Annotated in this window: 21 protein-coding genes; 9 read left to right on the top strand and 12 right to left on the bottom strand. The window is 40.9% G+C overall.

The features are described 5' to 3' along the window. The first annotated feature begins 12 nt into the window (after positions 1 to 12). The 3 genes from NSTC731_RS06120 (at position 13) to NSTC731_RS06130 (ending at position 2,388) form a co-directional block, all read left to right on the top strand. Complete coding sequence (locus tag NSTC731_RS06120; RefSeq protein ID WP_445630026.1) at positions 13 to 549, top strand: hypothetical protein; 537 nt, start codon at positions 13 to 15, stop codon at positions 547 to 549. A gap of 21 nt (positions 550 to 570) precedes the next feature. Then, positions 571 to 1,407, top strand: a complete 837-nt coding sequence (locus tag NSTC731_RS06125; RefSeq protein WP_445632029.1) for a CheR family methyltransferase — start codon at positions 571 to 573, stop codon at positions 1,405 to 1,407. A gap of 201 nt (positions 1,408 to 1,608) precedes the next feature. Further along, entirely contained in the window at positions 1,609 to 2,388 is a 780-nt protein-coding gene (locus NSTC731_RS06130; RefSeq protein ID WP_445630027.1) for a hypothetical protein, read from the top strand. A gap of 193 nt (positions 2,389 to 2,581) precedes the next feature. On the opposite strand, the gene truB is transcribed toward NSTC731_RS06130, so the two are convergent. Further along, the gene (truB, locus tag NSTC731_RS06135) at positions 2,582 to 3,466 is read right to left on the bottom strand and encodes a tRNA pseudouridine(55) synthase TruB (protein ID WP_445630028.1); all 885 of its coding nucleotides are present in this window, start codon (positions 3,464 to 3,466) and stop codon (positions 2,582 to 2,584) included. 448 nt (positions 3,467 to 3,914) lie between these two features. Between truB and NSTC731_RS06140 the strand changes: the two genes are divergently transcribed. After that, positions 3,915 to 4,421, top strand: a complete 507-nt coding sequence (locus NSTC731_RS06140; protein ID WP_445630029.1) for a hypothetical protein — start codon at positions 3,915 to 3,917, stop codon at positions 4,419 to 4,421. Between the two features lie 180 nt (positions 4,422 to 4,601). On the opposite strand, the gene NSTC731_RS06145 is transcribed toward NSTC731_RS06140, so the two are convergent. From NSTC731_RS06145 to NSTC731_RS06155, 3 genes are all read right to left on the bottom strand, one after another. Then, positions 4,602 to 6,377, bottom strand: coding sequence for an ATP-binding protein (locus NSTC731_RS06145; protein ID WP_445630030.1), 1,776 nt, complete (start codon positions 6,375 to 6,377; stop codon positions 4,602 to 4,604). Between the two features lie 279 nt (positions 6,378 to 6,656). Next, a complete protein-coding gene (locus NSTC731_RS06150) occupies positions 6,657 to 7,130 on the bottom strand; it encodes a response regulator (protein WP_445630031.1) in 474 nt (157 codons plus the stop codon). A 52-nt stretch (positions 7,131 to 7,182) separates the two neighbouring features. Then, positions 7,183 to 9,537 carry an ATP-binding protein gene (locus NSTC731_RS06155; RefSeq protein ID WP_445630032.1) on the bottom strand — a complete coding sequence of 785 codons (2,355 nt, stop codon included), beginning with the start codon at positions 9,535 to 9,537 and terminating at the stop codon, positions 7,183 to 7,185. 315 nt (positions 9,538 to 9,852) lie between these two features. Here NSTC731_RS06155 and NSTC731_RS06160 point away from each other — a divergent pair, with 315 nt between their 5' ends. After that, entirely contained in the window at positions 9,853 to 10,095 is a 243-nt protein-coding gene (locus NSTC731_RS06160) for an AbrB/MazE/SpoVT family DNA-binding domain-containing protein (RefSeq protein ID WP_445630033.1), read from the top strand. Then, positions 10,089 to 10,532, top strand: a complete 444-nt coding sequence (locus NSTC731_RS06165; RefSeq protein WP_445630034.1) for a type II toxin-antitoxin system PemK/MazF family toxin — start codon at positions 10,089 to 10,091, stop codon at positions 10,530 to 10,532. The genes NSTC731_RS06160 and NSTC731_RS06165 overlap by 7 nt, the downstream gene beginning before the upstream one ends. A gap of 46 nt (positions 10,533 to 10,578) precedes the next feature. Here the strand turns inward: NSTC731_RS06165 and NSTC731_RS06170 are convergent, their stop codons facing one another. After that, positions 10,579 to 12,354 (bottom strand): alpha/beta hydrolase, encoded by a 1,776-nt coding sequence (locus tag NSTC731_RS06170; RefSeq protein WP_445630035.1) that lies wholly within the window; start codon positions 12,352 to 12,354, stop codon positions 10,579 to 10,581. A 507-nt stretch (positions 12,355 to 12,861) separates the two neighbouring features. After that, positions 12,862 to 13,785, bottom strand: a complete 924-nt coding sequence (locus NSTC731_RS06175) for a DMT family transporter (protein WP_445630036.1) — start codon at positions 13,783 to 13,785, stop codon at positions 12,862 to 12,864. Positions 13,786 to 14,069: 284 nt separating this feature from the next. Here NSTC731_RS06175 and NSTC731_RS06180 point away from each other — a divergent pair, with 284 nt between their 5' ends. Further along, positions 14,070 to 16,232 (top strand): cytochrome-c peroxidase, encoded by a 2,163-nt coding sequence (locus NSTC731_RS06180; RefSeq protein WP_445630037.1) that lies wholly within the window; start codon positions 14,070 to 14,072, stop codon positions 16,230 to 16,232. Between the two features lie 263 nt (positions 16,233 to 16,495). On the opposite strand, the gene NSTC731_RS06185 is transcribed toward NSTC731_RS06180, so the two are convergent. The 3 genes from NSTC731_RS06185 to NSTC731_RS06195 form a co-directional block, all read right to left on the bottom strand. Further along, the gene (locus NSTC731_RS06185; protein WP_445630038.1) at positions 16,496 to 17,797 is read right to left on the bottom strand and encodes a serine hydrolase; all 1,302 of its coding nucleotides are present in this window, start codon (positions 17,795 to 17,797) and stop codon (positions 16,496 to 16,498) included. A gap of 604 nt (positions 17,798 to 18,401) precedes the next feature. Beyond that, a complete protein-coding gene (locus tag NSTC731_RS06190) occupies positions 18,402 to 18,635 on the bottom strand; it encodes a hypothetical protein (protein WP_445630039.1) in 234 nt (77 codons plus the stop codon). A gap of 381 nt (positions 18,636 to 19,016) precedes the next feature. After that, entirely contained in the window at positions 19,017 to 20,195 is a 1,179-nt protein-coding gene (locus NSTC731_RS06195; protein WP_445630040.1) for a GNAT family N-acetyltransferase, read from the bottom strand. A 420-nt stretch (positions 20,196 to 20,615) separates the two neighbouring features. Between NSTC731_RS06195 and NSTC731_RS06200 the strand changes: the two genes are divergently transcribed. Next, positions 20,616 to 20,936 carry a DMT family transporter gene (locus NSTC731_RS06200; protein ID WP_445630041.1) on the top strand — a complete coding sequence of 107 codons (321 nt, stop codon included), beginning with the start codon at positions 20,616 to 20,618 and terminating at the stop codon, positions 20,934 to 20,936. A gap of 177 nt (positions 20,937 to 21,113) precedes the next feature. Here the strand turns inward: NSTC731_RS06200 and NSTC731_RS06205 are convergent, their stop codons facing one another. The 3 genes from NSTC731_RS06205 to egtC form a co-directional block, all read right to left on the bottom strand. After that, the gene (locus NSTC731_RS06205) at positions 21,114 to 22,778 is read right to left on the bottom strand and encodes an FAD-dependent oxidoreductase (RefSeq protein ID WP_445630042.1); all 1,665 of its coding nucleotides are present in this window, start codon (positions 22,776 to 22,778) and stop codon (positions 21,114 to 21,116) included. 64 nt (positions 22,779 to 22,842) lie between these two features. After that, positions 22,843 to 23,052, bottom strand: a complete 210-nt coding sequence (locus tag NSTC731_RS06210; protein WP_194044515.1) for a hypothetical protein — start codon at positions 23,050 to 23,052, stop codon at positions 22,843 to 22,845. Positions 23,053 to 23,862: 810 nt separating this feature from the next. Beyond that, positions 23,863 to 24,675: an ergothioneine biosynthesis protein EgtC gene (egtC, locus tag NSTC731_RS06215; protein ID WP_445630043.1), complete on the bottom strand. Its 813-nt coding sequence runs from the start codon at positions 24,673 to 24,675 to the stop codon at positions 23,863 to 23,865. A gap of 264 nt (positions 24,676 to 24,939) precedes the next feature. Between egtC and NSTC731_RS06220 the strand changes: the two genes are divergently transcribed. Then, positions 24,940 to 25,542 (top strand): hypothetical protein, encoded by a 603-nt coding sequence (locus tag NSTC731_RS06220; RefSeq protein WP_445630044.1) that lies wholly within the window; start codon positions 24,940 to 24,942, stop codon positions 25,540 to 25,542. Positions 25,543 to 25,553 lie beyond the last annotated feature (11 nt).

A 25,553-nucleotide genomic window follows, 5' to 3' on the forward strand; every position in this document is an offset into this window, starting at 1 on the left:
TATGTTACCAATATGACGATAGTAAGACAAAACACCCTAAATCCAACTGTAAATCCTTCAGTAAATCCTCCAGAAAACTTGGCAGAAAAATATGCAGAAGCAGAGCGGATGCGTGATGTTCTGCTTTTACTGCAAAACTTGATTAACAGTGAAGAAGCCACTGTAAAACTAATTCTGGATTGTCTTTATGATGTTGGTTCAGTCAATTTGATTAATCAAAAGCTTCGCCTAAAACCCTTAAACAGGGTGATGAAATTAATTGCCCGAATGTCTAAACCAGTTTTTAGAATCTTAGCTTTAAAATGGTTTAAAAAGAACTGTCCGCAACTGATTACTAATTGGCTACACACGCAAGTCTCCTTTGAAAATCTCCAAAAGACACCTGAACAAGTAGCGATTGAAGTTGTACAACTAGAACCATATTCCATCCCACAGAGAGAAAGCCTGAGCCAAGAGATAAAAAATCTGCGCTATCAGGTTAGATGGCTAGCTGGAATTTCAATAATTGCGATCGCTGTTTTAGTAGTAAAAGCCATTCGGTTAAACTGAAACCGATGAATTATGAATATTATGCCTCTGCCCAAACCGATCTTGGAGGACATAGAAATACACCTACTCTTAGAAGGTGTATATCAGTACTACGGTTATGACTTTCGCAATTATGCTCTTTCATCACTCAAGCGCCGTATTCAGGGCTTCATGCAATTAGAAGGGGTAGCAAATATTTCTGCATTGCAAGAGCGGTTACTACATAATCGCGCCTATTTAGAAAGATTTTTGCTGGCTCTGACGGTGAATGTAACATCAATGTTTCGCGATCCCAGCTTTTATAATACCTTCAGAAATCAGGTTATTCCCTTCTTACAAACCTATCCGTTTATTCGGATCTGGCACGCTGGATGTTCAACTGGTGAAGAGGTCTATTCAATGGCAATTTTACTGCAAGAAGAAGGACTTTATCACCGTTGCCGCATATATGCCACTGATACGAATGAGAAGGTATTACAAAATGCTAAAAGTGGGATTTTCTCGTTGAAAATGATGCAGGAATATACTCACCTGTATCTAAAAGCAGGCGGCAAGAAATCTTTCTCAGAGTATTATACAGCAGCTTATGACAACGCTATTTTTCGAGCGTCTCTAAGAGAAAATGTGGTTTTTGCCCAGCATAATTTAGCCACTGATAGTTCTTTTAATGAGTTTAATGTGATTCTTTGTCGTAATGTCCTCATATATTTTAATCAGGTACTTCAAAAGCGAGTACACGAACTGTTTTATAATAGCCTTTGTACTTTTGGCATCTTGGGTTTAGGAAGACAAGAATCTATCAGATTCACCTCTTATGAGCCTTACTATGAAGAGTTAGTAAAGGGTGAGAAAATATATAGGAAAATAGCAGGTATGTGAAAAGAATGCTTTGAACGGGTAATTGAATTATGAATTATGAATTATCTGAAAATAACTAATACTCAATATCCCAAAAATTATGAATAAAATTGCGCTCGTTGTCAAAAGACAGTCTGTCAAACATTTATTATTGTGTTCAGAAGATAGATTTAGCGAGCGTTTAAGGTAAATTACACATTAAAGTATTAAAGGAGATTGTCGATGCAACTTCTCGAATGTCCTCCTGTTGCAGTCATTGCTGGAGAAAATGCGGTTCATGTTTCTCAACTACCTTCTATATGGCAAGACATTGCTAGAGGAACCACGAGTGTCGGACTTTCCCAACCCCAAAGCTATGTTGAGATGGCACAGCTATTTTTGTATAAATTAGAACGTGGTGATGTTGATTTATTTAGCGATCGCCCCCAACTAGCTCACCTAATACCCTCATTTTCTCAGCTATTTGCACAACTAGCATGGGAAACCTTAGAGTTTTTTGGACAAGACTTTCTCAAACACAGCTATCCGAACTTTGCAGAAATTCTTTGCGATGTGGAGTCAAAAGGAATTGATTACGCTGATGAAGTAAAAGTGGCTCGCATCGGCATAGATTTATTTAATGAATTTGGTTATGAACTACCTGCTAGCTTTTATCACGTGCATTTAGCACCAATTTACCGCGATCATGTTTTTGAAGAACGTGCTTTGCGATTCGATCGGCGCGATATTGAGCATAAACGTGCTTGGGATGCCATACTCCATGCAGGTAAGGTATTTGCTATTCAAATGAAGGTGCAAAGTATTGCCTCCAAATACGGTTTTACTTATCAGCATGGCTGCGGTTGCAACTCTCATCTATCTTCCATTGATGTATCTCGTGGCGCGTTTGAATATGAATTGAGTTTCGACAAGCGTCAGCGATGGATTCGCAGTTTCATCTGGACTGCTTGGTATGAGTATGCTTTCTTTGCGATCGTACCTAATACGAGTTATTTGGTTTAATAAGAAAGGAGTCAGGAGTCAGAAATGAATTGTGTGCGACTAGTGGATAGCGCAAGGGTAGCGAGTCCGCTTACCCTTACAGCGAGGTACACGCAGCGTCTCGTAGAGAATATCTTGATTCTTACCGGAGGTGGAGTGTCTTCGGTTCCACTCCTAAATTCTGACTTCTGAATTCTGACTCCTGAATTCTTCTTCAAGAAATCGCCTCAAAAACCATTTGCGGAATTAACACTTCATCTTGTAATTGCCCAACACCTAAAAAGCGAGTCTCTTCTTGATAAACTCGCACTATCCCAGTAATATCAGAATCTAGAGAAACTCGCTGACCTTGACACCATTTTTGAGCAGGTATTGCTGGTAAAGTCACAGACAACAAATGTTGTAACGCCGCATCAGGGGCGAGAGGTTGAAATGTCCCGCCTTGCAATTTAGCTTCTAAGTCGGTGAAAGTGAGACTATCTGTTAAATCGAAACCACTGCTTTGGGTACGGAGCAAAGCCGCAAGTGTGCCACCAGTTTCTAAGATTGCACCTAAGTCACGAGCGATCGCTCTAATATATGTACCAGATCCACAGGCGATCGCCACATCCAATTCGGGAAAATCTCCTTCTCTCCAATCCAAAATATCTATCTGAAAAATTTTTACTGTCCGCACTGGAACTTCCACTATTTCACCTTTACGTGCTAAGTCGTAGAGACGTTTCCCATCCACTTGAATTGCACTATAACTCGGTGGGATTTGCTCAATCTTGCCTTCAAATTGTGCCAGTGCAGTTTTCACCTCTGCCAAACTCAATCCAGCACAAGCTTGAGAACTAATGATTTCACCTTCTAAATCATCGGTTGTAGTCTGCACGCCCAAACGAATGGTAGCCTTGTAAGCTTTGTTTTCTGGCAGATATTGCAATAATCTTGTGGCTTTACCAAGTGCGATCGGTAAAACCCCTGTTGCTGCTGGATCTAAGGTTCCCGCATGTCCTACACGTTTGAGGCGCAACAATTTTCGTACCCGCGCTACGCAGTCGTGGGAAGTCCAGCCAAATGGTTTGTTTAAGTTGAGAAAACCTTGAAATAACACAAAATCAATACTTACAGCTTCTAAACTCTATTAAATACTTATTTAATCCTCAAAGCATTAATATTTAGCAATTAAAGTTTATCGAAACAGAATTCAGAAGTCAGGAGTCAGAATTCATTCTGACCGAAAAAGCGGATAGCGAGTCGTAGAGAGCGTCTTGATTCAGAATTTTGAATTCTGAATTCTGCATTTTTTTTCAATTAAGCATTATTTTATCAGTATCAAGACATTCTTTAAGCACTTTACCGAATAATATCCAAAAAGTGCAGATAATGCCGAGTATTTTCCGCAAATATCACGATGTCATTTATAACTTCCAAGACATAAAACTGTAATATTCAAGAAATCTCATAGAAAACTTAATGAAAGTTTTGATTGTCATTCAAAGATTTTATCTGTAGGGCTTTTAGCCAAACAAGTATCAATAGGTTTTACGAACATAAATCAAATGAAAAAATCAATCTTCACTACTACATTGTTTTTTTGCTCTATGTTGATTATGAGTTGTAGTAACTCAGACAATATTGCTTCTCAACAGAATAAAGTTAATTTAGCAAATACTGCAACCGCTAGGCAAGTTAATTCTGAATCTATTTCTGTAAATCAAGTAAAACTAGATAACAGCAAAAAAACTATTAAGTCAGCATCAACTGAAAAAACATCTCCTAAAAACAATCAATCCAAAGAAATTAAAAACGATAATCCAAGTTCTGGTACTATCAAAGATATGCAAAACGGAGACTTGAAATGCTACGTTACTGTTGTCGATGAAAATGGCAAAGTATATGAAGGTGTCGGTGCAGTCTTTGAGGTTTGCGAACCAGAGAAATACGTCAACAAAAAAGTAAAAATGTCTTATTCTCTAGAGAACGTCAGTGATTGCCAAAGTTCTGAGCCTTGCGGGAAAACAATCAAAGAATGGTTAATTAGCAAGATTGAAATTCAAGATCGATAATTACAATATGCTTTTTAAAATTATCTAAATCAACGTGAGTTCGATGAACCTCTCCCGGACAACCTCCCTCTCCCACAGGGAAAGGGAGGAGCAACCAGAAATAGGGTTTTGGCTCCCCTCTCCGTGTCGGAGAGGGGTTGGGGGAGAGGTCAAAAAAGGGCTTGTCGAACTCACGTTTTATCAAGTGGATGATGGGGATAATTGACCAGTTGGGCATATTTTCGGTAAGCTAACTGTAACTTTAGTTCCTTGCCCCACTTCACTTGACAAAGTAATATTGCCACTATGTAACTCGACACAAGCTTTAGCGATCGCGAGTCCTAAGCCAGTACCAGGAATTGTGTCAACGTTACTTCCACGACTGAAGGATTGAAACAAATTTTCTCGATCTGCCATTGGGATACCAATTCCCCAATCTTTGATGTAAAAAATCGCTTCTGATTCTTTGCCGATCAGGTGAAATTCTACACTACCTCCATCTGGAGAATACTTAATTGCATTGGACATTAAGTTAATAAAAATTTGTTGCAAAAGTCCGCGATCGCCCCAAAATCCATGATGATTACCAGTAATTTTAAAAATCAATTCGTGGCGATCGCTTACTGTTTCTCGCTCTTGTTCTAAAAGGTCAGAAAAAAATTGTAGTAAATCGACTAAGATTGGTTGAAACTTGGGTTTTTCCAGTTCAAGTTGGTTAACCAGAAGCATATTATCCACGAGTTTGGACATATACCTTGCTTTCTGTTCAATGATTCCCAAGAACCTCTGTTGTTTGGACTCATCTAGTTGCTGGCTATGTTTTACCAAAGTTGATGCCGCAGCCAGAATTGAAGTTAGCGGCGTTCGATACTCATGGGAAACTGTTGTAATTATTTGGGATTTAAATACATTGAGTTGCTTTTCTTTGACAAGGGCTGCTTGAGTTTGGGCTAACAATTCCGCCTGTTGAATAGCGATCGCTAACTGTACTGATACTTCATTGAGCATTTCTGCATCATCAGTTTGCCACTGTCGCTCTCCGGAATTATGGTGAGCAATCAATAAACCCCAAAGCTTAGGGGTTGGGTTTCCATTGTTGCTCAGATTAATCGGAACTACCAGATTTGCCTTAGTATTAAATTGCTCTTTTAGGCTGACACAATTACACAAGCCAAGCTCATAGATATAAGGCATTGGCGATTGGGAATTAGGCACAAAAGGCAGAGGGGCGGAGGGGCAGAGGGGCAGAGGGGAAAGACCTACTGCAACTTCTCCTCGATCGCTGAGCGACTTGCCTTGAGCGAAGTCGAAAGGAGCCGAAGTGCTGCTTTCCTGCTCCCCAGTCCCAGCGCCAACCCGATCGCACAATGCCACAGTGCTGTATGACTCAACTGATGAGGCGACTATTTTACCATCTGTATCTGGGGCAAACTGATAAACCATGACGCGATCGCACTTTAGAAGTTGCTGTACCTCAGCTACAGCCGTATTCAAAATTTGCTCTAGATTAAGAGACTGGCGAATTCGTAAAGCAGTTGTGGCAATTAGGCGTTGTCTCTCCTGAGTTTTGAGCAGTTGGGCTTGCAAGCACGACTGCTTAATGGCGTTGCGGACTGCTAGTTGCAGCACATCCTGTGTCAGATTTTGCTTGACTAAGTAATCCAAAGCACCCCGTTTCATTACCTGCACAGCGATTTCTTCATCACCGCGCCCTGTCAACATAATCACGGGGACAGAAGTCTTAAATATCTTCTGCTGGATGCGATCAAAAAATTCTAACCCACTCATATCAGGTAGGCAAAAATCCAGCAAAATGACATCGCAGCGTACTTTTTGGCACAAAGCAAGTCCTTCTTCTGCACAGTCTGCCTCTAAAATCTGGTAGGACTGGTGCGGATCTTTCAAAAGATATCGACGATAGATTTTCCGATCTGCGGCACAATCATCGATGATAAGTAGCGTCCATGTGTCCAACATAAGGTTATGAGGATCAGGGAGCTATATAGATCCCTTTTATCCAGATTGTGTTTTCTTGCATAATTCTAAAAATAATATAAAATAAGTGTAAATAAAATCTAAATTCTTTAGTAATCTCTAAAGAAACACCAAATAGTCAAAAACAGGAAATAGGGAAAAGGAATCTAACACAGACAAACAGACACAGTGACTCAAAGAGGAAGATGTCTCTGTGTCCTCTGAGCCGTCTCCTTTATTATCGGTTTTTCCCTACTGCTAAATCAACAAAAAATAAATAAATTAATCCAACACAGGCGGCGTATTAGCTTCAAGCCAGTAGTCTACAAATGCCTGGATCGTCTTTTTTAGTTCCTGAGCATCCATCGGTTTTACCAGATATCCATTTGCGCCTCTTTGGTAGCACAATTCAATATCCTTGGGGTTAGATGATGTGGTAAAAACAACGATGGGGATTCCCTTGAAACTCTTATCTTGCTTGAGCCGATCTAAAATGTCACGCCCATCAATACCTGGCAAATTGAGATCCAGCAAGATTACAGAGGGTCGTAATGCTACTTTTGAGTTAGGTAAGTCTTCGTCCTTAGCGTAGGCATCGTTTCCCTGTTGATAAAGGAACTCTAAAACCTCATCCCCATTCGTACAACGATGTATGGGGTTCTGGACGGACATACGCCGCATCAGACGTTGCAGCATCCGAAAATCTTCATTGCTGTCCTCAACAACGAGCAGCGGTTCATGAAGTTTTTTTGTCATTCGTGGTCTTAAAAGAGCTTAACAAAAATATATATTTAGTCATTATCTTAAACTATTCCAGCGTAAAATAAAAAATTGAGCCAACGCCTACGGTAGATTCAACCCAAATGTGACCGTTATGAAGCTCAACAATCTTCTTGACAATAGCTAGTCCCGCACCTGCTCCTCCACCGTATTTTTGCTGGGAATGGAGCCGCTTAAATAATCTAAAGATAGTTTCTAAATGATGCTGTGGAATTCCAATGCCGTTATCTCGGATATAAAATATTGGGCATGGGGCATGGGAAAGAGGCAGAGGGGCAGGGTGCGGCGGGGGGCAGAGGGGAAAACTCTCCTCCCTTGCTCCCTGCTCCCTGCTTTCTTGCTTCTTCCCTTGCTCCTTTGTCTCTTCTTGAGAAAAGTAGCCAATCTCAACCCATTGCTCTGTCTTATCGTTATATTTGAACGCATTACCAAGCAGATTACTGAAGACTTCATTAACCAGGACTCGATCGCACAAAACTGTTGGTAAAGGCCGAGGAATGCGAATATCCACAAGCCCAGAGTCTTGGCGACTAGCACGAAAAATGTCAATTACTTGGTTGAGTAATTCGTTGAGGTCAGTTGCTTGCAAGCGCAGTTGGGCTTGTCCTAACTGCGATAACCGCAGCAAAGCATTAATCAGAGTTTCCATGCGTACAGACAAGGATACTACTGTTTGCAAGCATTCAATTCCATCATCATCTAATACTTGGGCATAGTCTTCTAACAGCACTGTTGAAAAGTTATAAATGCCCCGCAAAGGTTCCTTGAGGTCATGAGAAGCGGCGTAGGCAAAGGATGCTAGCTCTTGGTTGCTGCGTTCTAACTCCAGGTTGATTTTAGCTAATTCATCTGCTTTTGAGAGTACAATACCAACGATCGCATTATTCAAAGCGATCGCACTGTCAAGTTCGCAAGGTTTCCAAGGTAGAGAAGTTAATCTAACCGTTTCTTGCCATTGTTCAAAGGATTTACGGGGAGACAGGGTATAGCTACCGTCTGCCTGTGCTTGCATGGATTCTTGTGGATTTCCTGCCCAGTGTACCGTTTGAAGAACTTCAGGGCGAAACCAAAGGATATAATAGCGCCGAATTTTAGAAATCCGCAGTAGCAACAAGCCACTAGCAGTATCTTTAAATACTAGTGCCTCTTGGTAAAGCTTCGGCAGAGAATCAGTAGCAAACAGATTGTCACTAACTTGGGTATTCGCCCATTCAATCAGTGCCCGAACTTCATCAATATTTGGTGTTGTCCCCACAAGGGTAATTTCATTATCCAGACAAACCGCAGCTCCAGAAGCACTAACAAGATCGAGCAAGCGAATTTCCGGTTTAATTAAGGCATCGATAAAATTGTCTGCTTGGGAAATAGACTCAAGGAACTCAGACTGTAGCGATTTGAGTTTTACTTTATAATCCCATTCCGAGTTACTAATTTTGTGTGCTAATTCTGAAGATGCAATCTGTCCCAAAAATTCGCACATCTTGCGGACTTCGTAAGAAATATACTTTGGTGTTTGATGGTGACAGGATATTAATCCCCAAAGCTTTTGCTCTTGAATAATTGAAATCACCAAAAGAGCCTTCACCCCCATATTTTGATGATATTCAGTACAACACCAATCAAAACTCCGCAGCAGACAGTAGCTTAAATCAAGATGCTGATGTGTTGTCGGATTTTCCGTTGGAACTAGTTTGACAGGTTCGGCAGTCAAATCGGGGAGAAATCTCAGAAAACAGCGCGTGTATAACTCCCTAGCCTGCGCTGGAATATCTGTAGCGGGATAGTGGAGTCCTAAATAAGGTGATAAATCTTCCCGTTTAACTTCTGCAACCACAGAACCCGCTTCTGACTCGTCAAATTGATAAACCATCACTCGATCGAAACCGATGATTTTTTGGACTTCTTGTGCTACTAAATGCAAAAATTCTCCCAAATTGGATGTCCTTTGCATTTTAGCGATCGCTTCACTCGCAAAACTATGAAAGTTTAAGAAACTCATCTCAAATTCCGAGTCAGTTGGTTCTAGCTCCAGAATCACAGCTTCTTCTGTACGATGAGCAATAGCATCAAAGTATATTTCACCATATAAAGTATTTATTGATACTTTAAAAACATTAGCGCTGCCAACCTTTTTGACTAAGCACTGCTTGACAATTTCCACTGGTTGAGGTTCAAGTAAATAGCTCAAAGGTTTACCGAGCAAATCTTCTGGAGCTTTGTACAAATAAACTTGGGTATTGTTGCTAACTTGCAGTATCTCTAATTGAGTACTGAGTGCCAGGAGAATGCCATGAGGTTGAATAGAGCCAGGTATGTGAATAGGTTTGCGATCGTGGTTAGTCAGGGCAGTAGCTTGGGCTGTAGTATATTCCGGCTGGCTCATAACTTAACTTATGTAAAGCTAGTTTTAAAATAGCGCAATTAAATGTCATATTTCTTTAAAGTATATGTCCTAAAGTATGAATGCGATCGCATATATCTGTACTGCTTATGGTTTTTACACGAATTAAGGTAAGTGCAAATAACTAGAAGATGGTGTAGTGGCGTGGCAAGGCTTCCATAACATAGCGAAAATACAAATTAATTATGGTATATTCAAAGTAGATACATAAAAGAGTCCAAAATAGATGCGTCAAGCTCCGAAAGTTTTATGTTTGGGTGTGAAATTTTTTAAGAAAGCATTTATTTGGAGGTAGTTATGACTACAGTTGTTACGAAGTGGGGAAACAGTCTAGCTATTCGACTTCCGAAAGCTTTGGCTGAACAAGTTAATGTCAAAGAGGGGACAGATGTAACTTTCAGCATTTCAGGCAATAGTATTGTCATCACGCCGCAGCAGCGAAAAAAATATACCCTTGATGAATTATTGGAAGGTATGACTCCAGATAATTTGCATTCTGAAATTGATACTGGATCTGCTGTGGGGAATGAAGTTTGGTAGTTAAACTATACATTCCAGATAGAGGTGATATTGTCAAGTTAGATTGCGGAACTACAAAGCAAATTACGGCTGATTCGATCCGACGTGTATTAGCCCTGAGAACATCAGGAATGTCATTTGAAGATATTGCTGAAACCCTTAATGCTGAATTAAAACCTCAAGGGCGTGAGCAGATGGGCTATCGTTCTTTTTTAGTTATGTCGCCGTTAAAATACAATCGAATGGCTTCTATAGTTCTAATTTGTCCAATTACTAATCAAAAAAAAGGTCTTAACTTTGAGGTTCCGCTTCCTGACGGAATGATAACCAGTGGCGTGGTGCTAGCCGATCGGCTCAAATCACTAGACTGGAAAGCTAGAAAGGTTTTGTTTGTAGAGAAAGTTGAACAAAAGTTAATTGAAGAAGTGCAAGCAAGAATTGAACCTCTAATTTTATAAAGGTGCAAATAAATTTTACAGACGTAATTAATTACGTCTGTACAAATCAAATAAAAATCATTACATGCAGTAATGCAACACCAATATCCAACATCCAAAATCCGAAGCTGACTATGGTGTTGGGAACTTTTTTGTTAACGAGTTTGGCTCCTTTGATATCTAATAATTGTGCTAATTCAGTTGTATTCAATGACTTAACGAGACTCAAGCCAAGAGGCTTACTAGAAATGCTTTGAGTGTAAGCGGCGTTTAGGTAGGGTGTGTATTGCGGCTTGCCTGCAATGTATGTTTGGAAGAAAGGTAAACTCAAAACATTTATGTAACGACGCGCTTGAGAAGCATCACCAATCATATCGGCAGGTAATGCTACTTGTTGATTTGCAGGGTTTGCATTGCCAATGGTGGAAAAGTGTGTGCCACCTATAAGCATGACGAGATACTTTTGGGAATTTGTCAACCAGGAGAAAGGTAAAATTTGCTCGGATAAAGCTGGTGCAACTGTATCATCACTACTGCTGACAATCATCACTGGAGTTTTAATTTGACTTAAGCCAGCTTTGCCGAAAATCGAACTCGTAATGGGATTAACTGCGATCGCAGCTTTGACTCTCTCATCCCGCAGGTTATAATCTTTGCCAAACTTGCTAATGCTCAATTCTAAAGCGCGACACTGGAGCAGTAAAGACATATTCCAGGTATTTTGGAGTGCTGCTGGTTGACAGTCTTGTTTTAGCTGCTCAAAGTTAATTTTAGCGCCTGCCAGGGCTAAGGCTGTATAGCCTCCCAAAGATTGACCAAATACTCCGACTTGTTGCAGATTTAAGCGACCTTTAAACCGTGAATCAGATTGATTATCTTTTTGCAATTGATTCAGTATATATGTTATGTCCATTGGTCGGTCTTGAAATTCGCTTGGTTCTGCTACTTCAATAGCGCGTCCTTTTAACAGAGAACGCAATTGTTTCGCATCACTACCAGGGTGATTGGGAACAACGACGGCAAATCCGTAAGAAGCTAGATGAGTGGCTAAATATTGAAAATTACTGCTGTCTAAACCCAAGCCGTGAGAAATGACAATTACTGGTGCAGGATTCTGGACATTGGGAATGTAAACATCAGTCAATAAAAGCCGATTGCGGGTTGAGTCGAAAAAATTCAAGGTGTATTTTTGCGACTTAAATTTTCCCGGAACCTTTAAATCGGGCAATTGCGAGAAATTTGGTGGAGAAATGCTCTCAGCTTCTATTTTAGACCTTTGGGAAACAGCTGCGATCGCTTGATGAGTTTGGTTAACAAGTTTCTCCAATTGTGTAGCTATTTCAAAAGTCTCGGCGACATCAAGGCGAATGCTGCTGCTGGGATATTTACGCAACACATTTAAAAGTGTCAAGCCTCCCGATTCTCCAGAGGCTAAAATTAGCGCTGAACGCAAAGTACCAAATCCTGGTTCTGGCTGATTGGTTTTAATCACTTGCGCCAATCGATGCAGTAAAAATTCTCCTTGGGGTGTGTAGAGAAGTTGCGAAACTACTACTGGACTAACTTTCACACGATTAAGTAAAATCCGCCGCAATTCTTGAAGCTGTTCTAAAGGCAGATATCGCTGATAAGCTGCTAAGTCTTCGTTAATTACACCTGTTTTGGCGTAGTTCTCTAAAGTCCTGACTGAAATGGAAAGCTCTAAAGCTGAATAAGATGCATAAATCCGCTCTGCTGCCAAGACAGAATTACTAATTCCAAACGTTGGCAACACCATTGAAAGAACCAGCAATAAAGAATTTTTTCTGAGGGTGCTGGCCCAATTACCAAACAAACTATTCATCGCTCAACTGTTTCGGTGGTCTGGTTTTATCAGGTGTTGGCTTTGGTAGTTATTCGGGCGCCCTGCTTGGTTTACTTAAAGTTATTAGCCTCAATTTTATCAAAACAGAATTTAGGAGTCAGTAGTTATAATTGACGATGAATTATGTATGACTTGCGAATGTAGCTGGCTGAAAATAATGGGTATAAATGGGTTTAAATTTTCCACCAAATCTGAGATTTAGTAGTCAAAAAAAGTAGTGATTCCCAATGCCCTAGTAATTTCTTCTGACTCCTGAATTATGATTTCTGAATTCTTTTGCAAGGATATTTCGGCTATAAAGTCAACAATCAAATCCTACAAAGTCACGCAGATGGGTAAAGTATCCGACTGACTTCAGTAGCTTGCCTTCACTATTAAATCATAACAAATAAAAAATAGTTTGCCTCAGTATTTATGTTGTAGCTTTGAATATTGCACAAATTTACTAGATGAAAAAGCCAGTAAAAATCCTGAAAAACATGGCATTTAATCAGCTTTTCCCAAGGCGATCGCTACTGAACCTGTAACTACTAAACCCGCTCCAAATATTGCTATGAGGGTGAAGTGTTCTGGTGGTGTCCAATCAGGTGCAATAACTGATACAATCGCTACTGCTATTAATGTCACAATGGGAGCTAAAGCTAATACTGCACTTACTCGTGATGCTTCCCAATGTTGTAATGATTCAGAAAAAGCACTGTAGGCGATTAAGGTATTCAAGGCACAAAAAATCAACATTCCTAAATGGAAAGGATCGAGTATAAAAAGTGATTTAACTTTTGCTAGAGGAGTGAATAATAAAGTACAACCTCCATAAATAACCAACATGATGCTAGTGGAAGATAAAGATTGTAATAACTGCTTTTGCGCCAAAGCATAAATAGCCCAAGCTGTCGATCCTAGCGCAATTAAAACACTACCTAGTATATATGTGCCATGTGCTGTAATTAAATTCGTTAGTTGTTCGCGAAAAAATAAAAGATAACCACAAATCATGACACTAACGCCAATCCATTGAGACAGCCGATAACGTTCTTTAAAAATTACTAACCCTCCAAAACCTAATAAAAGGCTAGATAATTGAATGAGAACTTCAGCGTTAGCAGGCGATGTTAATGCTAAACCTTGGATAAACGAAAAGTAATTAATCCCTAAAAATATTGTCGCGATCGCTAATAATTTTCCAGAAGCAGAGCGCCATTGTTCTAATTTTGGTAATTTGCCGCGTATCCCTAAATACACAGCAAGCAGTACAAATGATACCAAAAAGCGAAACCAAATTACGGTATAGACATCAAGTACTTGTAGAATTACTGCAAGAGCAATAGGTAAAATTCCCCACAAGAAGACTGTCAATAGCGATAACATTAGTCCTAAGCGCCACCGACCAGAACTTTGATGTATTAACATTAAAATATCCCAAAAATAAGACTGATAAGTAAGTTATATCTAATTTAAATATCTAAACATTTTATCAAACTCTTATCGATAAAATATATTAATAGTTTAGTTAATCCAAATTCAATATAGAATAACCAATTTTTTCAACTCAATTTATAATTCGTAGCTTGAAGAGGGTGTTTTTTTTGTGTTTACGTAAAATTCGTAATTTGCGTGTTCATTTTACATGAATATTAAATTTTAAACTTCTTCGTAAATGTATACTTTATCTTGGTGTTACTTTAGAAAAAACTATGGGGATTATACCCATAATCAGCTTAGTAATCTTCACCACCGCTTTATCATGTTACTTATTGTTGACCTCAAGAGGTCGATTTTTGCTCAAATTTTTGGTGACAAAAATAAAGCGGCAAGAGTGGAAATTCAGATATGGCAAAGCTAATTACTTAAGATCGAGATTTTCAAGGACTGTAACAATTGCTGCCATTATTCTGGTAGCAGTAGTAGCCGGAAATACTGTATCAGCAGTTACAGGCCCGTCTCCAGTTTCTCTCAAGAGTGTATCGGTTCCAGAACCTGACAATCTTGGAGACTTCGTAAAAGACAAAACGGCTGCAATCAAATTAGGAAAGACTCTTTTTTGGGATATGCAGATTGGGAGTGATGGAAAGACCTCCTGTGCTAGTTGTCACTTCCATGCTGGAGCGGACAATAGATCCAAAAATCAGATTGCTCCTGGGCTTTTGCGGGTCAACGCCGATGGTACAGAGAATCCAGATTCAGTTTTTAATGTCGGCGGACTACCAAACTATCAGCTTAAACCAGAAGATTTCCCCTTCCACAAGCTGTCAAACCCAAACGATCCTAAGACTGTTGTATCTGACCGTAACGATGTCAGTTCTTCTCAGGGGATCTTCAATACGAAGTTTGTGGATGTCACACCTGGGAATGCAGAAGACAAAGTTACCACTGAGCCAGATCCGGTGTTTAACGTAAAAGGTATCAATGTGCGGCGCGTCGAGCCGCGTAACACGCCAAGCGTGATTAATGCCGCATTCAACTTTCGCAACTTTTGGGATGGAAGGGCACAAGATATCTTTAATGGGGTGAACCCCTTCGGTTTAAGAGATCCTAACGCCGCTGTCGTCAAGGCTATAAACCCAATTAGGGCAGAATTTGTGAAAGTCAGCCTCAATAACTCGTCTTTGGCATCTCAAGCTGTCGGGCCGCCACTCAGTTCTTTTGAGTCATCCGCAGATGGTCGCACTTTTCAAGAAATTGGTGATAAGTTCGGGAGTGATAAGTTGGGGCTAATTGACAGAATATCTTTCACCGCTGGTAAGGGTAAAAAGCTCCCCCGAAAACTTGCGAAAAAGTTATTACCTCTTAGACCGCTAGCTAAACAGATTGTGCATCCACAAGACAGCGTTTTAGGTAAAGATAGTAGATCGCCTAAGCCTGGACTTAAAGATAAAACATACGAGCAGATGATTCAAGATGCCTTTAAGCCGGAGTGGTGGAATTCTACTCGCCTCATCCAAGTTGACTCTGACGGTAAACGGACTATTGTCAAGAGGCCCGATCGCTCTTTGACGACTAATGAGTATACATTGCTAGAGTACAACTTCTCGCTATTCTTTGGGCTGGCAATTCAGTTGTACGAGTCTACGCTCATTTCCTATGATACGCCCTACGATCGCTACTTGGAAGGAAACACCAGCGCCCTAACCGCGCAGCAGCAACGAGGGAAAGGACTGTTTGAGGGCAAAGCTTTGTGTATTGCTTGCCACAGTGGAGTAGAATTAACAGCTGCTTCAGTCAGCAACGTGGCTAAAGAAGGACGAATCAAACGTGCGCCGTTCGCGCCAAACTCCCCAGAAGACACTGGTTTCTTCAATATCGGTGTCAGACCAGCCACAGACGACCCCGGTTTGGGTGGTTATGACGGTTTACAGAGTAAAGGTCAACGTAATCCGCTTTCAGAGGCACGATTGGCTCAGTTGGGTAAATTTAAGGATCTCCTTGGCGAAAACCCCCCAACCCTTAATCCACCGTTGAATTCCACTGAGCCTGTGTTTGCAAATGGAGCTTTCAAAGCACCTGGACTTCGCAATGTGGAACTAACTGCTCCCTACTTCCACAATGGAGGTCAGGCGACTCTAGAGCAAGTGATTGATTTTTACAATCGTGGTGGTGATTATGGAGTACTTCCACCGCTAAATCTGTCACCAGTAGAAAAACAAGAATTAGTCGCCTTTTTAAAAGCGCTGACTGATGACCGAGTTCGGTTTGATAAAGCGCCCTTTGACCATCCACAATTGTTTATCCCTAATGGACATGTGGGTAACACTAATTACGTTGTCAATGACGGCACTGGTAAAGCTACAGATGACACAGTGGAAATTCCTGCTGTTGGTAGGAGTGGTAATGGTGGTACACCAAATTTCCTAAGTTAATCTCATTTCACGACGAAATACCTGAATACAGATAAATATCTAGGGACGTACAGATGCACGTCCCTATTTTTACGATTTAGTGCAATTGCGAAGTTCGTAGTGAGGGCTAAAGCCCTCAAACCAAGGACTAAAGTCTTTACTACAAACTTATTCACCCTACTCAATACTCAGCACTCAGCACTCAATACTCAGCACTCAGCACTCAGCACTCAGCACTCAGCACTCTTCATTGATGTGGTGGACTAGTAATTACGATCGCTTGACTAACGAGTGGGCTCGCCAAGTATTGGTTGTATATTGCTAACTTTGGTATTGTCTAGGTAATTATAGACTCTTCTGGAAACTTCACGGACAAAATCGCCGGCTCTTGAATCGTAGTTTGGTCTTTGTACCAAAACACCTGCTAAATAGCTTTTGCCGTTGGGCATTTGAATAATACCCGCATCACCAATGATAAATCTCAATGTACCAGTTTTGTGGGCAATGGTAGCTCCTTGGCCGATACCAGCTGGTAGTAAACTATTGGTTTTCACATGGCGCATAATGCCTAAAACTCGATCGCGGCTACTTGGGGATAACAAACGATTATTAGAAACTAACGCCGCCAATCTGACCAAATCTTTGGAACTAGTTGTATTTGTGCCACCGATGTCTGGAAGTAGATTCCGAAGTGCTGTATTTTGCAATCCCCAGCTACGAAAACGTTGACTAACTTTTGCGGCACCACCCAAGCGATCGAGAACTAAATTTGTGGCAGTATTATCGCTGATTGTCATCATCAAGGTAGCAGTTTCCAGGACACTAAATTTAGTGCCAATGGGTTTGTATTGCATAATTCCAGATTCGCCCACCTTTAAATCGCGCCGCATCACTAATTTATCGGTAAGTTTAATTCTACCTGCATCTATTTCTTGGAAAAGAGCCACTAATAAGGGAAATTTGATTGTACTGGCAGCAGCAAATCTTTTTTCGCCATTAATATCTATATAGTTTCCTGTATCTAAATCCAAGAAAAATATTCCCGGATTTAATGTTTTATAACTTGCTAACAAACTGCGAATCTGAGAAGTAATACCAACCATTTCTTGACCAAGATTCACAACTCCAGCAAATGTCGATGCATCTGTGGATTTGATGGCAATATCTTCTCGATTTTCCCCAACAATGGGATTACTTTGGCGGTTAAATGAATTGAATTTGAAAATCCAATGAGAACGGGAATCTCCTTTAACTGATATATTTTGGGGAGTAACATCATAACCAGGAGCTAACTCGACGACAAAACGAGTAGTTTGAGAGTCTGGTTTGCCGAGGCGAATTTCTTTCACCGCCTTCCCAAAACTTTGTTTGACAGTATCGGAATTAAAATTAGTTCCGGGTAAGTCAATCACTAATCGATTCGGATTATCTAATAAAAAGGCTTTTGGTTCTATTCCCGAAGTGGTAGTTAAGTCTAATTGGTTTTGGCTAGAATCATAGTACCAAGACTGTAATTGTGAAGCTTTAGCTTGTCCTGCAACTAGAACCAAACTGCTTAAACCAATCGCCAGTAGATGTGATTTCATGTTGTGAATGTGGGTGTGCAAGTTAGGAGAAACTAATCAGGTTTACTTAGATTGTTTTCTGATGACTGTGCTGAACTTCCGGAGAAAAAGTCATAAATCCCGTTGAGTTATTTTTACCAGATGATATTTGGGATTAGATAAGCACGATAAATCATCATTACTTATTAAAAGTAAATCGCTGATAGTTTTATTTGTGTGTGAGTTGATAACAACAGAAATTGTTAATCTAGCGCAAGGACGAGCAAAGGATTAATTATGTTTCCAGCTTATGTTTTGTAGAGAGAGAAAGTAAAACTTATTCACTAAAACCCTAATACATATAGATTTCGCGTAGAGGCACGCATTGCCTATTAGTGTCAACTTAACGTAAAACTCTTGTCAAGACGTGATATTGAGTTCATTCACTTACGGTTACTTACTGCGTCACCCCACCCTAACCCTCCCCTTATAAAGGGGAGCCACTGCGTTGGACGGGTTTCCCGGCTTGAAGCAAGTGGCGTGAGGGAACTAGATTTCTTTTTTCCCCCCTTTCTAAGGGGGGATTAAGGGGGGTAATTCGACTTGTGTACACCGTAGCCTTTATAAGGAAAGGGAATTAGAAGTTCTAGTTTTCCTTTTCTGATGTTATTTTGGCGATGCCTGCGGCGGGGTACGCCAACGCATTTGTTGATTTGGCGAACGCATTTGCTATTTCGGCGAACGCATTTGCTATTTCGGCGAACGCATTTGCTATTTCAGCGAACTCATTTGCTATTTCGGCGAACGCATTTGTTGATTTGGCGAACGCATTTGTTGATTTGGCGAACTCATTTGCTATTTCGGCGTGTCCAGAACGCACTCTACTGGCGTGTCATTACTCAAATGTTGCAAAAAAATGTTGCAAAAAAAATTGTAGGTTGGGTGGAGGCTTTGCGTAACCCAACATCCTGATATGTGTTGGGTTGCGCTCCGCTCCACTAGAGATACTCACTTCTTTGCAGAAGCGAGGTTATTGACTGCATACCTAATCTATCTCACTTGTCTGGATACTTCTAGGGTTCATACAAAACATCCTACTTTTCCCACTCTATTTACGAAGCGTTACAAAATTAAGATGGGATAAATTCTTTGGGAGACTTTAATCCAAGAGGCTGGTTTGACTGCACAAAACTGTCCCTCTCCGACTCTCAAGAGGAGCAGACTTGAACTAAGGCAGAGAAAGATTTGTTGACAGATGACGTTAAAAAAAATCAGCCACCCAAGGAGAACTACCCGCAAAGATTTGCGTAGCTGTTGAAATAGCTGTTTCTGTCCCATGCAGTTTTCCGGCTATTTGCAAATGGTAGGGAGCGAACAAACTTGTATATATTGGTGCTAGTTCTCGGACATCTAGCTGCAACTCACCTTTTCCACCTTTGGTAACTTCACCGCGTCCATTGGCAACAGAAAGAATGAATTTACCATTGTTTGCATCTAGCAAATTATCTTGAATATCTAAGTGCAATTCAGTTTCAATTCCCGAAGGATAACCCCGCATGGACAGCGCCTTGACTACATCTACTACTCGGAGCATCCAACGCATCGTATTCTTAAGCTTGGCAGTTTGCTCTGGTAGCAGCAATGTCAAGGAATCAATTGCAGAACTCCTCCATCGCACGCGTTCAATTTGGGAGCGATGACTGGCAAGAAAAGACCAGAATGTTTGTGCAGCCGCAGTTGTGAGAATTACCCAATCTTTGATTCGCAAAATTGCGCCATCTTCTTTTGGATGTTGACTAAAAAGGATGTAACCTTCGGGTTTCTCTTTGGTACCGATAAAATACGCGTAAAATGTTTCCTTCTCATCTGGTTGAATTAAGCGCTCCCAGATTGCTCGATGTCGGTCTAAATATCCATGCGTTAGTTTCGCCTGCTGCTGATATAGTTCGTGAAAGACTTGATGATTAATTGGCACTATTGGTTGTAAAGGTAGAGGTTGCTCCCGCAGTTGGATACTTTTAGTTGCAATTTCCCAATTACACCAGCTACCCCCCTGCTCATACCCGACTTTTCGATACAAGCCTTGAACTGCTGGATAAAGAGCAGAGAGCGGTATACCTCTAGCATAAAGTTCCTTGAGCGTCTGCTGCATGAGAGCGATCGCAGCTCCCGAACCGCGATACTCTGGAGCAATACCCACAACGGCAATTCCTGTCATTGGTACGCGCACACCACCCCACCACTGACCCATATCCAGAGTTGCCAATCCACCAACTAATTGCCCAAATCCCCGAATAATACGGAAATTTTCTACACCAATGAGATTGATATAAGCTTCTTCACCACCAACTCCGCTGATGAAACACTGCTCAAGGATATATATCAGCTGCTGAATATCCTGTGGATCGGCAAGAGTGCTGTATTCAAATTGAGCCGTCATTTCTTCTACCATTAGTAGGACAAAAACACAATCACACTACAGCAGATGTTGCTCGAATGCTTGAGCAATTTATCGCCATAAAGCCCCGGAATCAGCCTCAATTATACTACTGCACGTTTGGTTTTAAATGTTGGACTACTTGTCAATATGCTGGATTCAGGGTTATTGGTCTAGATAATTAGTCTTTCAAAACGCGAACAATCGCGTCTCTATATAAGGGTTTTGTTGCTCTATCTGAACTGTATTTACTTAAATCGTTTCTTTGTGAAGCTGCATATATTTGCCTTCGCAACACTCTTCCTCCAAAGCATCTTCATTGAGAATTGATATTACACTTGTAAAAATTTTTAATGAGTTACTTCAGGAGTGTTTATTCTATTTTTAGGGCGAGTTGCTCTTAACTAACCACTTACAAAAAATATGTCAACAAGTTGGATTTACCTTATATTAGCAATCCTCTTTGAGGTTTCAGGCACAACTTGCATGAAATTATCACAGGGATTTACTAAAATAGTTCCTTCAGTATTAATATTTGTCTTCTATGGACTTTGTTTTACTTTTTTGACCTTTGCTCTCAAGAAACTTGAAGTAAGTATCGCCTATTCTGTCTGGGCTGGATTAGGAACTATTCTAGTAGCTCTTATTGGGATTATTTGGTTTCGGGAATCTGCCACATTCATCAAACTTGTGTCGATCGCCTTAATCATCATCGGGGTAATTGGGATCAACGCAAGTCAGTGAAGGGGGCAGGGAAGCAGGGGGGCAGGGGGCAGGGGAGCAGGGGAGAGGGTTTGTAGATTTTATACAGCTTATACCATTTGAGATTTTGGATTGGGAATTGCCTTGGTGCATCTGGCTTGGTGTGAATCGATCTGTCGCAATCATTTTTCCAAATGGTATTAGTATTGGCTGCTTTAGCTAAACATTACTTAGGTAGCGGTGAACGAATTGAATGGCGATCGAACCTTCTCCGACACCGGATGCCACCCGTTTAATTGAGCCATAGCGGACATCTCCGGCTGCGAAGATTCCGGGAATGTTGGTTTCTAATAAGAAAGGAGAGCGTTCCAAAGACCAACCACGAGGAGATTTGCCATTATGCGCTAAGTCCGGCCCTGTGATGATAAACCCCTGAGCATCGCGTTGAATAACGCCATCGAGCCAATCAGTTTTGGGGCTAGCACCGATAAAGATAAACAGCGATCGCACAGACACGGTTTCGATTTGTCCAGTGTTAGCATGGGCGATCGCAATTGCTTCTAAATGTTCCTCTCCCTTCACTTCCACGACGGTGCAACCCGTGCAAACTTTGATATTTTCAGTTGCAGCAATTTGGTCAATCAAATATTGAGACATACTTGATGCTAGTGACTGACCCCGTACTAACATAATCACTTTGCTGGCATACTTAGAAAAATGCATTGCTGCCTGTCCGGCAGAGTTTGCCCCGCCTACCAAGTAAACCTCTTCGTTGGTGCAGGCGATCGCCTCAGTCATGGCAGCACCGTAATAAATTCCTGCTCCTGTGAGCTTGTCTGCTCCTGGAACCTTTAGCAAACGGTAGGAAACGCCTGTTGCAACTAAAAGCGCATGGCAACTAATCTCGCTACCATCTGCTAATTGCAGAATCCGATAAGGATCTTCTAGTCGAACCCTAGTTACTACTTGAGGAGTGAGAATTTCTACTCCAAATCGCCGCGCCTGGGTGACTCCCCGCCTTGCCAAATCACTACCACTCAAACCAACAGGAAACCCCAAATAGTTCTCAATCCGCGAACTCGTACCTGCTTGTCCTCCTGGCGCTTCCCGCTCAATTAAGACAGTACTCAATCCCTCAGAAGCGCCATAGACGGCAGCTGCCAGTCCGGCGGGGCCAGCACCCACGATCGCTAAGTCATAAAAGGGACGCTCTGCCTGAGTTTGCAGTCCAATTTTGGCGGCAATCTCTAAATTAGATGGTTGAATTAATCGGGAACCATCGGGAAACATCACTAAGGGTAATTGTTGTCTACAATCAGCTTGGGCGAATTCCACCAATTTTTCTGCATCCGGCTCCAGTTCAATATCTAACCACTTAAATGGAATCTGGTTACGTGCTAGGAAGTCTTTCACCTGATGTGAAAAAGGCGACCAGCGATTACCAATGACTCGAATGCCTTCAAAGGGTGGGCGAAATCTTGCTAGCCAGTCATCTAGCAAATCATCTAAAACCGGGTATAGTCTCTCTTCTGGTGGATTCCAAGGCTTGAGTAAGTAATAATCAAGTCTGGCACTATTAATCGATTTAATCGCAGCATCCGTATCTGCATAGGCCGTCAACAAGGCACGTTTCGCATCGGGAAAGATGCTTTTTGCTTGTTCCAGAAACTCCACGCCTCCCATTTGGGGCATACGTTGATCCACTAGAAATAGAGCAACTGATTCATTGCGCAATTTTAGTTGCTGCACCACATCCAGAGCCGCGATCCCGGAATCTGCCCGAACAATGCGGAAGCGATCGCCATACTGATGACGCAAGTCTCGTGACACCGCTTGCAATACTTCTGGATCGTCATCGACGGTTAAAATTGCTGGTTTCGCCATAACTACTGTTACTTAACAATTGCAGTGTCTAGCCGTTATCTTCAAAAATCTGCTGTCAAAATATCTACTGTTTAACCAGTTGCTTTAAACGAAAGTATGCTTCTTCTGGTGTCAGCGGTTCCGATTGAGTTTCATTGGGTATATAAAATACCCAGGTATCAGGAAAGTAATGCACCACAAAGCTAGGAATCAAACCTAAGCTTACTGCTTGCTTGCCGAGTTTTTCAGTTTGTTCCTCTAAACTCAGTTGGTCATGAAATGAGTGTTCAGCCATACTTTTACATCTCCCTGTACTTTATTTGACCCTGGAAGAAGGTTCAAAACCAGCATTGCACGAATTTAGCTAAAGGTGATTTACACCATGTTTTAGAATGAGCTTGAGAATATTTTGGTAGTAAACCTAAATAATTTCAAATATGCTTTCGTAGAGAATCATAAAACTATTTGGGTCATTCAGGGTAACTGAAATTGGATTGAATCAGGCAACAGGGCATTTTTGGCGTTGAGGTCTGAGGAAATCATCTGTTTCCCTCTATACTCGTAATCGGCACTACAAGTAAGTATGCGATCGCTCCTGCTTGGCTGTGTACAGTGATGGACAGAGTACAAGGGAGCCATAAAATGAATGATGATTGCGTCACCGATGACTCGCTAATACCAATTTAAAAAAAGAATGCGACAAATAGACCACTTGTAGAGACGCGATTCATCGCGTCTTTAGCCAAAAATGTGTTGCAATCATTAATTGAATTGGTATAACGCATCTCTACAAGACGCACTCGCGTTCGCTATCGGTGACACTAGCTAGCTCCCAGAGGAGTTGAAAGACGGATAATTTATGTTGTCTCTCTCATTTGCTTCCAACTGTTGCCTTTTGGCACAAGCAATAACAATGCTTGTCTACCATCACACCAACTTTAGGGACTTCCAAAGAAAAAAACATTCAATTTTTATTGTGGGGTGGGCGTCTTGCCCGCCCAATGGTTAGGGCGGACAAGATGTCCACCCCACAAGATTGAATAATTTATTTCTTGGTAATCCCTTAGAGGGAAAAGCTCAATTTCCACAAAATCGCAATCCTTTTTTAAACCCCAATGGGAACAAATCTCTCCAATAGGCTAATTGTTGGCTGTAATGATTGGGCTTCAACAAATAGCGCACTTTGCTCATCAAAAGCAGTCCAATTTTGGTGATTGGATAAAGGCTCAGAAGCAACAATAACTTGGTTTGGCTGCTTGAGTTCATCATAAGACCAATAAAGAGTAGGTGCTTGTGTGCGATAAGCATAGCGAATTGCTGCAACTGCTTGACCATCACTGACAATTACATTGGCACTAAAGCTGGTGTCGTGTTCTGATGCCAACTTAGTCAATTTTTGAACTGTAGCATTTAATGCTGACAACAGAGTGCTGTTTGGAGACGACTGCCACATTTCCACTAGTAGGGCGAAGATGTGTTCAGAGTCAGTCGTACCTTTAATCAGGCGGTAAGTGGAATCAGAAAGGCTCTTACGTATTGGTCTACAAAGAGTTTGTTGAAAGTTTGATATCTCACCATTATGCACAAACAAAAGTTTCCCACTACGAAATGGCTGACAATTGCTAATGTCGAGGGATTCACCTGTTCCAGCTAATCGGACATAGCCTAAAGTACAACTGGATTGTACATAGTTGCTCAACTCTTCCAGATTCGGCTCGTTCCACAGCGGGATAGTATTTCGGTAAATGAATGGTTTACCCACTTCATCGTACCAGCCTACACCTACTCCGTCTCCACAAACTACTCCTGATTTTAATTCCAAAGGACTGTAACTTTGTTTGTAGAGCGAATGCTCTTGTTTATACAGCAACTCATCTAAGAGGATGGCGTTACCAAGATAGCCAATTAATCTACACATAAAAAAACGATGTTGCTGAAAGAGTAAGAAAAATCAGTCACAAGCCCCGATAGAAATCGAACCTTTTAACTGGACAATTATTGCAAATCATTACTAATTTAACAATTATTGTTGATCTTGTGTATGTTTGATCTGTGACTTTAGTCATGGTTTTGTTGTCTTGCTAAAGATATAGAACAGAAGCTAAAGTAATATTTATTCCTTACCTTTGTTTGAGCTTGATTTGTGAATTATCCGTTCACATTCAAAGGATTTTAGAGAACTATGCCAATTAACAAACACATTAATCTTAATCAAGGATGTTTCCTTAATCCGGCAAATAAACAGATAGTTGTTAATTTAGCTAGTGAAGATATTTTAAATTTAATCACGCAAGAATTAAAAAATCGTTACTCTCCAGAAAGTCAAAAAAACCTACTTGAGGAGAGTTCAAAATTATTACCTAATTTTGTATTTCAAGAATTATTACAACGCCAACAGCAGGTAGTAGATATTAACCCAGATAGTTTAATTGTGGTTAGCTGTCAGATAGCAGAGGCAGAAGTCGATGATTTGGGATTTGATTTAAATGTCGAAGTATATTTTGTAGTTGGAGATATAAAAGGTCAAAACCATTTTCGGGCTAATCAAATAGTCCTTTGGTCGAATATATGGGGTGATGAAGAACAGCCTTTTGATTTAGAAGATGAACTAGGCGAACAATTCTGGACAAGTTATCAAATTCAGTTGCTTTTTGATGAAAAAGAGCAGCAAACAATTGAACTGGAACTATCACAAATAGATGATTATGCCGCGAGGTTAGAATTTTTTCCATTACTAAAAATATTTTCACCATCCATAGTTCCCTTTACGGATAATGAATTCTAAAAATTATTATC

Source organism: Nostoc sp. DSM 114167, from assembly GCF_052692655.1.